General features: G+C 31.2%; 14 protein-coding genes. All 14 read left to right on the forward strand.

All coding sequences use genetic code 11. From position 1 onward, the window contains the following. Positions 1-60: 60 nt before the first annotated feature. The 14 genes from CDLVIII_RS03185 (at position 61) to CDLVIII_RS03245 (ending at position 13,597) form a co-directional block, all read left to right on the forward strand. Positions 61-1,128 carry a mannose-1-phosphate guanylyltransferase gene (locus CDLVIII_RS03185; protein ID WP_009168015.1) on the forward strand — a complete coding sequence of 356 codons (1,068 nt, stop codon included), beginning with the start codon at positions 61-63 and terminating at the stop codon, positions 1,126-1,128. A 132-nt stretch (positions 1,129-1,260) separates the two neighbouring features. Continuing rightward, positions 1,261-1,419 carry a hypothetical protein gene (locus CDLVIII_RS31015; RefSeq protein ID WP_009168016.1) on the forward strand — a complete coding sequence of 53 codons (159 nt, stop codon included), beginning with the start codon at positions 1,261-1,263 and terminating at the stop codon, positions 1,417-1,419. 162 nt (positions 1,420-1,581) lie between these two features. Next, positions 1,582-2,163, forward strand: a complete 582-nt coding sequence (locus CDLVIII_RS03190) for a zinc dependent phospholipase C family protein (protein ID WP_009168017.1) — start codon at positions 1,582-1,584, stop codon at positions 2,161-2,163. A 168-nt stretch (positions 2,164-2,331) separates the two neighbouring features. After that, positions 2,332-2,697, forward strand: a complete 366-nt coding sequence (locus tag CDLVIII_RS03195; RefSeq protein ID WP_009168018.1) for a metalloregulator ArsR/SmtB family transcription factor — start codon at positions 2,332-2,334, stop codon at positions 2,695-2,697. 264 nt (positions 2,698-2,961) lie between these two features. Continuing rightward, a complete protein-coding gene (locus tag CDLVIII_RS03200; protein ID WP_009168019.1) occupies positions 2,962-3,597 on the forward strand; it encodes a redox-sensing transcriptional repressor Rex in 636 nt (211 codons plus the stop codon). 377 nt (positions 3,598-3,974) lie between these two features. Next, positions 3,975-4,760 (forward strand): short-chain-enoyl-CoA hydratase, encoded by a 786-nt coding sequence (locus CDLVIII_RS03205; protein ID WP_009168020.1) that lies wholly within the window; start codon positions 3,975-3,977, stop codon positions 4,758-4,760. Positions 4,761-4,844: 84 nt separating this feature from the next. Continuing rightward, the gene (locus tag CDLVIII_RS03210; RefSeq protein WP_009168021.1) at positions 4,845-5,984 is read left to right on the forward strand and encodes an acyl-CoA dehydrogenase; all 1,140 of its coding nucleotides are present in this window, start codon (positions 4,845-4,847) and stop codon (positions 5,982-5,984) included. Positions 5,985-5,997: 13 nt separating this feature from the next. Then, a complete protein-coding gene (locus CDLVIII_RS03215) occupies positions 5,998-6,777 on the forward strand; it encodes an electron transfer flavoprotein subunit beta/FixA family protein (protein ID WP_009168022.1) in 780 nt (259 codons plus the stop codon). 22 nt (positions 6,778-6,799) lie between these two features. Continuing rightward, positions 6,800-7,807 (forward strand): electron transfer flavoprotein subunit alpha/FixB family protein, encoded by a 1,008-nt coding sequence (locus CDLVIII_RS03220; protein WP_009168023.1) that lies wholly within the window; start codon positions 6,800-6,802, stop codon positions 7,805-7,807. A 195-nt stretch (positions 7,808-8,002) separates the two neighbouring features. Then, a complete protein-coding gene (locus tag CDLVIII_RS03225) occupies positions 8,003-8,851 on the forward strand; it encodes a 3-hydroxybutyryl-CoA dehydrogenase (protein ID WP_009168024.1) in 849 nt (282 codons plus the stop codon). Between the two features lie 163 nt (positions 8,852-9,014). Then, positions 9,015-10,181 carry an NADPH-dependent butanol dehydrogenase gene (locus CDLVIII_RS03230; RefSeq protein ID WP_009168025.1) on the forward strand — a complete coding sequence of 389 codons (1,167 nt, stop codon included), beginning with the start codon at positions 9,015-9,017 and terminating at the stop codon, positions 10,179-10,181. Positions 10,182-10,337: 156 nt separating this feature from the next. After that, positions 10,338-10,742 (forward strand): C-GCAxxG-C-C family (seleno)protein, encoded by a 405-nt coding sequence (locus CDLVIII_RS03235; protein ID WP_009168026.1) that lies wholly within the window; start codon positions 10,338-10,340, stop codon positions 10,740-10,742. Between the two features lie 61 nt (positions 10,743-10,803). Further along, complete coding sequence (locus CDLVIII_RS03240) at positions 10,804-11,733, forward strand: DNA glycosylase (RefSeq protein WP_009168027.1); 930 nt, start codon at positions 10,804-10,806, stop codon at positions 11,731-11,733. 376 nt (positions 11,734-12,109) lie between these two features. Further along, positions 12,110-13,597 (forward strand): 4Fe-4S dicluster domain-containing protein, encoded by a 1,488-nt coding sequence (locus tag CDLVIII_RS03245; RefSeq protein WP_009168028.1) that lies wholly within the window; start codon positions 12,110-12,112, stop codon positions 13,595-13,597. The last annotated feature ends 9 nt before the right edge of the window (positions 13,598-13,606 follow it).

Here is a 13,606-nt window from a genome sequence, read left to right on the forward strand (position 1 = left end):
CACACATGTCGATATTTTGACATATAATGAACTAGTATTATTACATGGAGTTGAAAATGCGTGATATACGGGCTGATTTTAGCTGGAGGTAAGGGCAGTAGACTATATCCTCTATCAAGAGCCGATCAACCAAAACAATTTTTGAAGCTGATTAATAATAAAAGCTTTTTAGTTAATACCGTTGATAGGATAATCCCCTTAATAGATAAAGATAATATTTATGTTGTGACAAATACAGATTACAAGGACAAAGTTAAAGAAGAACTTGTTGGGATTAAGGAAGAAAATATTTTTGTAGAGCCTGCCAATAAGGAGACTGCTACTTGCATTGGTTTATCGGCAGTGAAGTTATTAAAACAAGATGCTAATGCAATTATGGTTGTATTGCCATCAGATCATTATATTCAAGGTGAAAAGAATTATATAGATACGTTATCTCAAGCAATTGAGATGGCAAATAAGAGAAGATGTATTGTTACACTTGGAATCGAACCAAGTAGACCAGAAACTGGCTATGGTTATATAGAAATGGGAGAGAGGACAAATGGAAATATACCAACTTATAGGATTGCTAGATTCACAGAAAAGCCAAATTCAGAGGTTGCTAAGGATTTTGTATTAAAAGGAACTTATTTATGGAATTCTGGTATGTTCATATTTAGAGCAGATGTTATTTTAAGAGAAATAGAAAAATATCTACCTAAATTGCATAAATCATTAATGGAAATATATAAAAACTTAGGAGAAGAAAAAGAAGATGAGGTAGTTAAAGAACAATATGAGCTTATAGATGGAATATCAATTGATTTTGGAGTTATGCAGAGAACAAGAAAAGCATATGTCATAAAATGTGATTTCAATTGGGATGATATGGGAAGCTTTGGAGCTTTAAGCAGATTGTTAGACACTTATAGGAATAATAGTATATCTAAAAATGTTTATGTTGATGATTGTGAGAATTGCTCTATTTTTGGTGATAAAAATTTAATAATTGGATTTGGAATTAAGGATTTGGTTGTAGTAGATGCTGGAGATGTGATACTAGTAATGGATAAAAATAAGGATCAAGAAATAAAACATCTGTTAAATAAACTCAACGAAGAAGAGCAATTTAATAAGTTCCTATAATAAATGAGCTGTTTCAATATATATTAATTATTTTGAAACGGCTTAATTGTATTTTATTAATATGTCTGTAATTAAGAAGTTTCTTATAATATAAATTTGAATTAATAACATAGTAAGCAAGGGGATATAGGAATGAGAACAATAACTTCTATGAAAAAATTAACTAACCGATTTAATATAAGGAATTTAATAACAAACATATATGTTAGCAGAATGAAAAAAATAAATTCTAAAAATATAATAAAAAACTCAATAGCTAATCTTGATAAAATTGGTTTCATGAACAGATAATACTTGAATAAATTCTGAAATTAACTATTGTAAATTTGTACTTGGAGTATTATCATAAGGGTACAAATTAAATTTGGATTATATTGAAGAAATAATATATAGAAAATAAACATATCTATAGAATTATATAAAGTGAAATGTAGAGGATGTGATTAAGCTTTGATGATTAACACTCACAAGGTTATGGCTGAGAATATTATCAAATATGCTAACACAAAAAGTATTTATTTAATTAATAATAAAAGGTTCATATGGGGGTGCGTGAAACCTGATTGTGTACCTAAATATAAATTTATGAAGCATTACTTTGATGAAAGTATAGACATGGTGGTTGAGAAAATTATATATTTATCAGGACTAACTTTGGAAGATATTTATTATGATATGAGCATTGGAAAGTTTAGTGAAGAACTTGGAGTAATATGTCACTTTTTATGTGATTTTTTTTGTGCTCCGCATTATTATAGATGGGAATTTAAAAGCACTAGTGCAGTTAGGCAGCATATGGCATATGAAAATAAATTAGCGAAGTTAGCTAAAAATTTCAAGCATGCGAGAATTATAAATACTAATATAGATCCAAGTAATATGAAAGAATTTATATTGCAGTTACAAAAACAGTATGATGGAATAATAGATTATAAGAATGATTTAACATTTTCATATTATGTTTGTGATAGTGTGCTAAATATGATTTTAAATAATGTTTTCTTTAATGATAATAAGGTGAGTAAAGTAATTTAGGATAGAGCTTAAAATATCTCAAAATGATAGGATGTTATTTTGGGGTATTTTTTGTTACTTTTCATGTAAGTTATGGCTTTTACAAAATAGTTGTTGCATAAATATAATAATCGTAATATAATTCAGTAAATATATGGACACGTGTTCATGCCCTTGAGGAGGATAATTATGACTAATAATGAAGAAATTGTTGAAAGCTGCAATTGTAATGTTATACATGAAGATGTTGTGTCAAAGGTTAAAGATTTGTTGCCTAAAGATGAAGTTTTATATGATTTGGCAGAATTATTTAAAGCTTTTGGAGATTCGACAAGAGTTAAGTTATTATGTGCTCTATTTGAGGCAGATATGTGTGTATGTGATTTGGCAGCAGTTTTAGGAGTGAGTCAATCTGCAGTATCCCACCAATTAAGGACATTAAAGGCGGCAAGACTTGTAAAATTTAAGAGAGTGGGTAAGGTTGTATATTATTCATTAGATGATGAACATATAAAGGGAATATTTAATCAAGGCTTTGAACATATAATGGAATGATTAACTAAATTAAGATTTATTTGTAATCATAGGCTACTTAAATACGTTTTTGGAAATAGTCTATAAATTTTATAAATAATTAAATTAACATTGACATAAAATCGGAGAAGTATGGTAAAATCATAATAGTTAGTTAAATTGAGAGATAGGAATATCAGGTGCATATTGTTAAAAAATAGATTAATCATGGTTGTGGTAGGAAGTAATATCAATTGCACGAACTGATTTATATAGTTAAAAAATTATTTAGGTAGGAGAAGTAATATGGAGAAAAATAAAAATATATCTATGGCAGTTATTAAAAGATTGCCAAAATATCATAGATACCTTGAAGAGCTTATGAGAAATGATGTAGATAGAATTTCTTCAAAAGAATTAGGTGAAAAAATAGGATTTACTGCGTCACAAATTCGTCAAGATTTAAATTGCTTTGGTGATTTCGGACAACAGGGATATGGATATAATGTCAAAGAGCTATATAATGAAGTTAGCTCTATTTTAGGATTGAATAGGGGATATGAAGCAGCATTGATTGGTGCAGGTAATATAGGGCAAGCAGTTTCGAATTATTCAAGATTTGAAAATTTAGGGTTTAAAATAACTGCTATATTTGACGCTAATCCTAAGCTTATAGGAATGAAAATTAGAAATGTGGAAATCATGGACATAGATGAAATGTCATCTGTATTAAGTTCGCGTAGAATAGATATAGGAATAATCTGTGTTCCAAGAAAGAATGCACAAACAGTTGCTGATGAATTGATAAAAGGTGGTATAAGAGGAATCTGGAATTTTGCACCTGTTGATTTAATTGTTCCAGATTATGTGAAGGTAGAAAATGTTCATTTAAGCGAAAGTTTGCTAACTTTAATTTACCTATTGAATGAAAGTGATAATTAAAATTAATAGTATAATGTTTTAATATAGATATATATAATAGTAAATCAATATTCTATGTTATTTTGTGGTATAGTACATTTAGTGTGTTTGATGAATGTGTTTGACATTTAGCAAACACATTTTGTTTTATAACGAGAATACTGAGATAATTACTGGCTTATTAATTTTTTTCATATGTTTATAAGTAAAAACTTGTATTAAAACATAATATTTTATTGCAAATAACTCAATGACGTATTATAATTTTACTTAAGGCGTGGTTGCTTTAATATTTTTTTAAATTCATTTGTTAATAATATAACAAATGAATTTAAAAATATCAAAAATAGTATGAAAATTAAAAAAATAAGTAAGCAAGTTTGAAGGAGGACCTTAACATGGAATTAAAAAATGTGATTCTTGAGAAAGAAGGACATTTAGCTATTGTTACAATCAATAGGCCAAAAGCATTAAATGCATTAAATTCAGAGACTCTAAAAGATTTGGATGCTGTTTTAGAAGATTTAGAGAAAGACAGCAATGTATACGCAGTTGTATTAACTGGTGCTGGTGAAAAATCCTTTGTAGCTGGAGCGGACATTGCAGAAATGAAGGATCTTAATGAAGAACAAGGTAAAGAATTTGGAATCTTAGGAAACAATGTTTTCAGAAGATTAGAAAAATTGGATAAGCCAGTTATTGCAGCTGTGTCAGGATTTGCTCTTGGCGGCGGATGTGAGCTTGCTATGTCATGTGACATACGAATAGCTTCAGAAAAGGCTAGATTTGGTCAACCAGAGGCAGGACTTGGAATAACACCTGGATTTGGTGGGACTCAAAGATTAGCAAGAATTGTAGGACCTGGAAAGGCAAAAGAATTAATCTATACTTGTGATTTAATAAAAGCCGAAGAAGCTTACAGAATAGGTCTAGTAAATAAGGTAGTTCCATTAGAAAGTTTAATGGATGAAGCAAAGGCTATGGCAAATAAAATTGCAGCTAATGCTCCAAAAGCAGTTGCATATTGCAAAGATGCTATAGATAGAGGAATGCAAGTTGACATAGATTCTGCTATCCTAATAGAAGCAGAAGACTTTGGTAAATGTTTTGCAACTGAAGATCAAACAGAGGGAATGACTGCATTCTTAGAAAGAAGAGCAGAAAAGAACTTCAAAAATAAATAATTTTTAAAGATTAAGTTAAAAATCTATTAAAGATTTATATATAGTTGTTATCAAATAGGTTTAATTAACAAGGAGGGTAATTTAATGAATTTCCAATTAACTAGAGAACAAGAATTAGTACAACAAATGGTTAGAGAATTCGCAGTAAATGAAGTTAAACCAATAGCTGCAGAAATCGATGAAACAGAAAGATTCCCTATGGAAAATGTTAAAAAGATGGCAAAGATTGGAATGATGGGTATCCCATTTTCTAAGGAAGTTGGAGGAGCTGGCGGAGATGTACTTTCATACATAATCGCTGTAGAAGAATTATCAAAAGTTTGTGGTACAACAGGAGTTATACTTTCAGCTCATACATCATTATGTGCATCAGTAATAAATGAACATGGTACTCCAGAACAAAAAGCAAAATATTTACCAGAGCTTTGTAGTGGTAAAAAATTAGGTGCTTTTGGTTTAACTGAGCCAGGTGCTGGAACAGATGCAGCAGGACAACAAACAAGTGCTGTGCTAGAAGGAGACCATTATGTATTAAATGGTTCAAAAATATTCATAACAAATGGTGGAGTTGCTGAAACTTTCATAATATTTGCTATGACAGATAAGAGCCAAGGAACAAAAGGAATTTCTGCATTTATCGTAGAAAAATCATTCCCAGGATTCTCAATAGGAAAATTAGAAAACAAGATGGGTATTAGAGCATCTTCTACTACAGAATTAGTTATGGAAAATTGTATAGTACCAAAAGAAAACTTAATTGGAAAAGAAGGTAAGGGATTCGGAATAGCAATGAAGACTCTTGATGGAGGAAGAATTGGTATTGCAGCTCAAGCATTAGGTATTGCAGAAGGAGCATTTGAAGAAGCTGTTAACTATATGAAAGAAAGAAAGCAATTTGGTAAGCCACTTTCAGCATTCCAAGGATTACAATGGTATATAGCTGAAATGGATGTTAAAATACAAGCAGCTCAACATTTAGTATACAAGGCAGCATGCAAGAAGCAAGCTGGAGAACCATACTCAGTAGATGCTGCAAGAGCTAAATTGTTTGCTGCAGATGTTGCAATGGAAGTTACAACTAAAGCAGTGCAAATCTTTGGTGGATACGGATATACTAAGGAATATCCAGTAGAAAGAATGATGAGAGATGCTAAAATATGCGAAATCTACGAGGGAACTTCAGAAGTTCAAAAGATGGTTATCGCTGGAAGCATTTTAAGATAGGAGGACATTGATAATGAATATAGTAGTTTGTGTAAAACAAGTTCCAGATACTACAGCAGTAAAAATAGATCCTAAAACTGGTACATTAATTAGAGATGGAGTTCCATCAATCATGAATCCAGAGGATAAGCATGCTTTAGAAGGTGCATTACAATTAAAAGAGCAAGTTGGCGGAAAAGTTACAGTTATTAGTATGGGACTTCCAATGGCTAAAGCAGTTTTAAGAGAAGCATTATGTATGGGAGCTGATGAAGCTATCCTATTAACAGATAGAGCACTTGGGGGAGCTGATACTTTAGCTACTTCAAAGGCATTAGCTGGAGTTATTGCAAAATTAGATTATGATATAGTATTTGCTGGAAGACAAGCGATTGATGGAGATACTGCACAAGTAGGTCCAGAAATAGCTGAACATTTAGCAATTCCTCAAGTAACTTATGTTCAAGATGTTAAAGTTGAAGGAAGTTCATTAATAGTAAATAGAGCATTAGAAGACGGACACCAAGTGGTAGAAGTTAAAACTCCATGTCTATTAACTGCAATCGAAGAATTAAATGAAACTAGATATATGAATGTTGCAAATATATTCGCAACTTCTGATGATGAAATCAAAGTTATGAGTGCAGCTGATATAGATGTAGATGTATCTGAATTAGGACTTAAAGGTTCACCTACAAAGGTTAAGAAGTCAATGACTAAAGAAGTTAAAGGTGCAGGAGAATACGTTAGAGAAACACCTAAAAATGCAGCATATTATGTTGTAGGAAAATTAAAAGAAAAACACTACATCTAAGATAATAGGAGGGTAATTTATTATGAATATAGCAGATTACAAAGGCGTTTGGGTCTTTGCCGAACAAAGAGAAGGCGAATTACAAAAAGTATCTTTAGAACTACTTGGTGAAGGTAGAACAGTAGCAGATAAACTAGGAGTAAAATTAACTGCCGTATTATTAGGTAGCAATATAGAAGAATTAGCAAAAACTTTAGCACAGCACGGAGCTGATGAAGTTTTAGTTGCTGATGATAAAAATTTAGAACATTATACAACTGATGCGTATACTAAGGTTATTTGCGATTTAGCAAGTGAAAGAAAACCAGGAATATTATTTGTAGGAGCTACTTTTATAGGAAGAGATTTAGGTCCAAGAATAGCAGCTAGATTAACAACTGGATTAACAGCTGACTGTACATCAATCGATGTTGATGTTGAAAATGGTGATCTTTTAGCTACAAGACCTGCATTTGGTGGTAACTTAATGGCAACAATAGCTTGTCCAGAACATAGACCACAAATGGCTACAGTAAGACCAGGAGTTTTTGCTAAAATCAACACTGATGGAGCAAACTGCAAAATTGAAAAAGTTGAAGTTAAATTAGCTGATAGTGATGTTAGAACAAAAGTTCTAGAAATTATTAAAGCTAAGAAAGATATCGTAGATATAGCTGAAGCAGATTTCATAGTATCAGGTGGTAGAGGAGTTGGAAATAAAGAAAATTTCCAATTACTAAAAGAATTAGCTGATGCTTTAGGCGGAACTGTAGCAGGATCAAGAGCAGCTGTAGAAAAAGGATGGATTGATGGAGCATACCAAGTTGGTCAAACTGGTAAAACTGTTAGACCTCAAATTTATATAGCTTGTGGTATTTCAGGAGCAATTCAACACGTTGCAGGTATGCAGGATTCAGATTTAATCATTGCTGTTAATAAAGATGATTCAGCTCCAATAATGAAGATTGCAGATTATGCAATTGTTGGAGATCTTAATAAAGTAGTACCAGAATTAATTGCTCAAGTTAAAGAAATAAAGAGTGCTGAATAATTTAACCTGTTCTTTATAATTTGTTTTTGATATTGTAGTTTCCTTTTGATGGTTAATAATATAACAAGAAAAACAATTTGTTAACATGGTTAATAATTATTTAACAAGAATTTTGTTGTTAATTTAATCCTTAGTTAAAATTGATTTATTTTAACTAAGGATATCTATAATAAAAGTTTTGAGGAGGAATAATCTATGAAAAAGATTTTTGTACTTGGTGCAGGAACTATGGGTGCTGGTATTGTTCAAGCATTCGCTCAACATGGTTGTGAAGTAATAGTAAGAGACATAAAGGACGAATTTGTTGATAGAGGAATAGCAGGAATAGCTAAAGGCTTAGATAAGCAAGTTGCTAAAGGAAAGATGGCTGAAGCTGATAAAGAAGCTATACTTTCAAGAATTTCAGGAACAACTGATATGAAGTTAGCTGCTGATTGTGACTTAGTAGTTGAAGCTGCTATTGAAAACATGAAAATAAAGAAAGAAATCTTTGCTGAATTAGATGGAATTTGTAAGCCAGAAACAATTTTAGCTTCAAATACATCATCTTTATCAATTACTGAAGTTGCTTCAGCTACAAAGAGACCAGATAAAGTTATAGGAATGCATTTCTTTAATCCAGCTCCAATAATGAAGCTTGTTGAAGTTATAAGAGGAGCTGCAACTTCTCAAGAAACTTTTAATACTGTTAAGGAAATATCAGAAGCAATTGAAAAGACTCCAGTAGAAGTTGCTGAAGCACCAGGATTTGTAGTAAATAGAATTTTAATTCCAATGATTAATGAAGCTACTTTCATATTACAAGAAGGTGTTGCTTCAGTGGAAGATATCGATGCAGCTATGAAACTTGGAGCTAATCACCCAATGGGACCTTTAGCTTTAGGAGATCTTATTGGTCTTGATGTATGTTTAGCTATTATGGATGTTTTACTTACTGAAACAGGAGATAGCAAATACAGAGCTAGTAGTTTACTAAGAAAGTATGTTAGAGCTGGATGGCTTGGAAGAAAATCAGGAAAAGGATTCTATGATTATTCTAAATAATATATAGTCTTAAAAATTCTCAAAAGAAGATATTCTTTTGAGAATTTTTTTAATTTGTTTTTTACAGGTAAAGGATTTTGAGGATTTATATAGAAATATATAAATAATGGGAAAATTGTGAATATTTCCGTTAGTATATATTTTAGGGAGGGTTATTGAAACTATGATGAGATTTACATTACCAAGAGACATTTATTATGGAAAAGGATGCTTAGAACAATTGAAAACTCTTAAAGGCCAGAGAGCAGTATTAGCACTTGGTGGAGGTTCCATGAAAAAGTTTGGTTTTGTTGACAAGGCTTTAGAGTATTTAAAGGAAGCTGGAATAGAAGTCAAATTAATCGAAGGAATAGAACCTGATCCATCAGTTGAAACAGTGCTTAAAGGCGCTGAAGTAATGAGAGATTTTAAACCTGACTGGATAATTGCTATGGGTGGAGGATCGCCTATAGATGCAGCAAAGGCGATGTGGGTATTCTATGAACATCCAGAAAAGACTTTTGATGATATAAAAGATCCCTTTACAATACCAGAGTTAAGAAGTAAGGCTAAATTTTTAGCAATACCATCAACAAGTGGTACTGCCACAGAAGTGACAGCATTTTCTGTAATCACAGATTATAAGACTGAAATAAAATATCCTTTAGCTGATTTTAATATAACTCCAGATGTAGCAATAGTAGATTCAGAGTTAGCAGAAACAATGCCAGCTAAATTAACAGCGCATACAGGAATGGATGCTTTAACTCACGCAATTGAAGCGTATGTAGCCACATTACATTCACCATTTACTGATCCATTAGCTCTACAAGCTATTGAAATGATTAATGAATACTTGCTAAAATCTTATGACGGAGACAAGGATGCTAGAGAGCAAATGCACTATGCTCAATGTTTGGCGGGTATGGCATTTTCTAATGCATTACTAGGAATAACTCATAGTATGGCTCATAAGACAGGAGCTGTATTCCATATACCTCATGGATGCGCAAATGCTATATATCTACCATATGTAATTGACTTTAACAAAAAAGCTGCCTTAGATAGATATGCGAAGATAGCTAAAAGATTAGGGTTAAGTGGTACAAGCGATGATGAGTTGGTAGACTCATTGACAAGTTTAATAAAGGAATTAAATAAGAAAATGGCAATTCCAAGCACATTAAAAGAATATGGAATTGATGAAGAGGAATTTAAAGCAAAAGTTGATTTGATTTCAGAAAGAGCAATTGGAGATGCTTGCACAGGTTCAAATCCAAGACAAATAAATAAGGATGAGATGAAGAAAATATTTGAGTGTGTATATTATGGAAACAAAGTCGAATTCTAATAAATAATGTAATAATGACTGAGACAGATTAATTGATAAGATTAACTCTGACCCAGTCAATTTTTTTAGTTTATTTTTGATAAATTAGAAGGCGGAGATTCAGATTGAGTGATATAATATATTAAAGAATAATTATTTTCGATAGGAGAGATGAGAATGTTAAAGGAAACAGCCATGAAATATTGGACAGAGGAATATGACTTAAATTGTGCAGAGTGTATTATGTATGCAGCTAACGAAGAATATAATTTAAATTTGTCAGAAGAAACACTAAAAGTTATGGCGGGTTTTGGAGGTGGAATGGCAACAGGAGACGTTTGTGGAGTTATAACTGGTTCCATTGGTGTAATAGGAGCAATGTTTACAGAGGTAAGTGGGCATAAGAGTCCAATTGTTAGAGAGATGACGAAAGAATTTATAAATAATTTTGGAGAAAAATTAGGACATACTAAATGTATAGATTTGAAAAAAGAATATAAAGATGTTAAAAAGTGCACACTAATGATCGAGACAGGTGCTGAAATTTTAGAAAAGATAATTCTTAAGGAAAAACATAAGTAAATAACTAGAACAGAATATCAAATTTAATATTCGCTTTAAATTTAAAAGGAGTAGTAATACAATGGATTATAAAAATATAAAATTTTCTAAAGATCATGTGATAATAGAAGGCGTTAAGAATTTTAAACTTAAACATATATTTGAATGTGGACAAATTTTTAGATTTGAAGAGATAGAAGAGAATGATTTTATAGTCATTGCTTTTGGAAAATTAATTGAAGTAAAAGAAGAAGGAAATAATGTAATAATTTATAATACAAATGAAGAAGAATTTAATAGAATTTGGTTAAGTTACTTCGATCTAAATAGAGATTACTCAGATATAAAGGAAGAGCTTTCAAAAGATGTTTTGCTTAAGCAGAGTATAGAATTTGGATATGGGGTAAGAGTATTGAATCAAGATCCATTTGAGATGCTTCTTAGCTTTATTATTTCAGCTAGAAATAATATACCATCAATAAAAAAGACAGTAAATAAAATATCAGCTAAGTGGGGAAAAGAAATTAATTATAAAAATAAGGTCTATTATGCTTTTCCGAGCATATATGAAGTAAAAGATGCAACGTTAGAAGAAATACAAGAGACGGGAGCTTCTTTTAGGAGCAAGTATTTAATAGATACAATTAAAAACGTATATAATTCAGTGAAAGATGAAAACTTAAAATTGAACGAAGAAAATTCATATATTAAATATAATTTAGATTATATTAAAAGATTAAGTGATGATGAATGCCATGATGCACTTCAAGAATTTAAAGGAGTCGGTTCCAAAGTGGCAGATTGCATAATGCTATTTTCTATGGAAAAGACTTCAGCATTTCCAGTGGATGTATGGGTTAAGCGTGCAATGATTCATTTCTATGGTGCAGAAGATTCATCATTAAATAAAATAAGAATTTTTGGAAGAAATAAATTTGGAAAATTATCTGGTTTTGCGCAACAATATTTATTCTACTATGCGAGAGAGAACAAAATAAGTATTGATGATTAAGTTGTTAAATATAATACTTTGAGTTAAGGCACTTGAAAATAAATAGCAATTTTGGACTTGTTATTTATTTTCAAGTGCCTAAAATTATATGAAAATTGGTATAAGCAAAAGTCATGCTTATATTTTGAAAACTATATGAATATATCACAAATAGCAAAAGCTTTGTGAATATATTGACGAAGTTTAAGGCGATATATAATGGTAAATCGGCCTAATTTTTTGAGAAATGTCCGAATATACAGAAAATTACTTTAGAGTAAATAATTCAGAATATTTAAATTATATAAAAATTGTTATAGTTTTAACAAGAGTATGGTATAATTATCTCATGCTATAATATGAAAGTAAAAAAATAATCATAGGAGAGTGTATATTAATGTTTCAATTTGAAAATCGACTTTTAAAGTTAAAGCATGAGGTTTTAACTAGAGTAGCAGTATTAGCTAAGGAAAATAAAATAAGCAAGGAAGAGTTAGAAAAAGTCCCTTATGATATGATTCAAGGAGATATTCCAAATTATAGAGATACAATTGAGCAAGAAAGAGATGTAGTCTTAGAAAGAGCAAAACTTGCAGCAGGTTATAAGCCAAATGGTAAAAATGGACAAGAGTTAATTAATGTAGAAGATGAAAAACAAATTTTATATGTAATAGAAGAAGCATGTGATAGATGTCCAACAAAGAAATTTCAAGTTACTGATGCATGCAGAAATTGTGTTGCCCATAAATGTCAAAGTGCATGTAATTTTGGAGCAATTACATATGTTGATGGCAAAGCGTATATTGATCCAGATAAATGTAAGGAATGTGGAATGTGTAAGAAGGCATGCCCATACGATGCTGTTGCAGAAGATATGAGACCATGTAAAAAGTCATGTCCTACAGGTGCATTAAGCTATAATGCTGAAGATTTAAGAGCTGAAATTACTGAAAGTAAATGCGTAAATTGTGGTGCATGTATGTCAGCATGTCCATTTGGAGCTATAGAAGATAAGAGTTCAATAGTTAAGATAGTTTATGATTTGATGAGCAAAGGTAATATATATGCTATGGTTGCACCAGCAATAACTGGAGAATTTGGGCCAAAGATAACTTTTGGACAAGTTAAAAATGCAATCAAGGCAGTAGGATTTAAGGATATGATAGAAGTAGCATGTGGAGCAGATGCTGTTACTGTGCACGAAAGTAATGAGTTCGTGGAAAGAATGGAAAGAGGAGACAGCTACATGACAAATTCATGTTGTCCAGGTTTCCTTAGCTATATTGAAAAAATGATGCCAGATCAAGCAGAAAGAATTTCAGGAACTGTTTCACCTATGGTTGCTACAGGAAGATATATAAAATCTAAGGATAAGGATGCAAAGGTTGTATTTGTAGGGCCTTGTACTGCTAAAAAAGGTGAGGCGTTGATAGAATCAATAAAGGATTCTGTTGATTATGTATTGACTTTTGAAGAATTAGTGGCTTTATTTGATGCATTCGAAGTAGACCCAGCAAACTGTGAAGATATAGTAGTTGATGAAGCATCTATTTTTGGAAGAAATTTCGCTGTAGGTGGAGGATTAACTGCGGCTATAGAGAACTATGTTCAAGAAAAAGGTGTTAATATCGAATTTAAACCAGTCAAGGTTTCAGGTGGAGCTGAAATTAAGAAAACTATGACTATGGCTAAAGTAGGAAAATTACCTGGAAACTTTATTGAAGGAATGATGTGTGAAGGTGGTTGCATAAATGGAGCAGCTAAAATTGTATCAGTAATGAAAGCAAAAGCACCTTTCGCAAAGATAAATCAACAAACAACAATTAAGAGTGTGTTATCTAATAAAGCGTTAGAAGAATTCCATGATATAAATTTAGAAAGATAATACAATTTA

The organism is Clostridium sp. DL-VIII, from assembly GCF_000230835.1.
Classification (GTDB): domain Bacteria; phylum Bacillota; class Clostridia; order Clostridiales; family Clostridiaceae; genus Clostridium.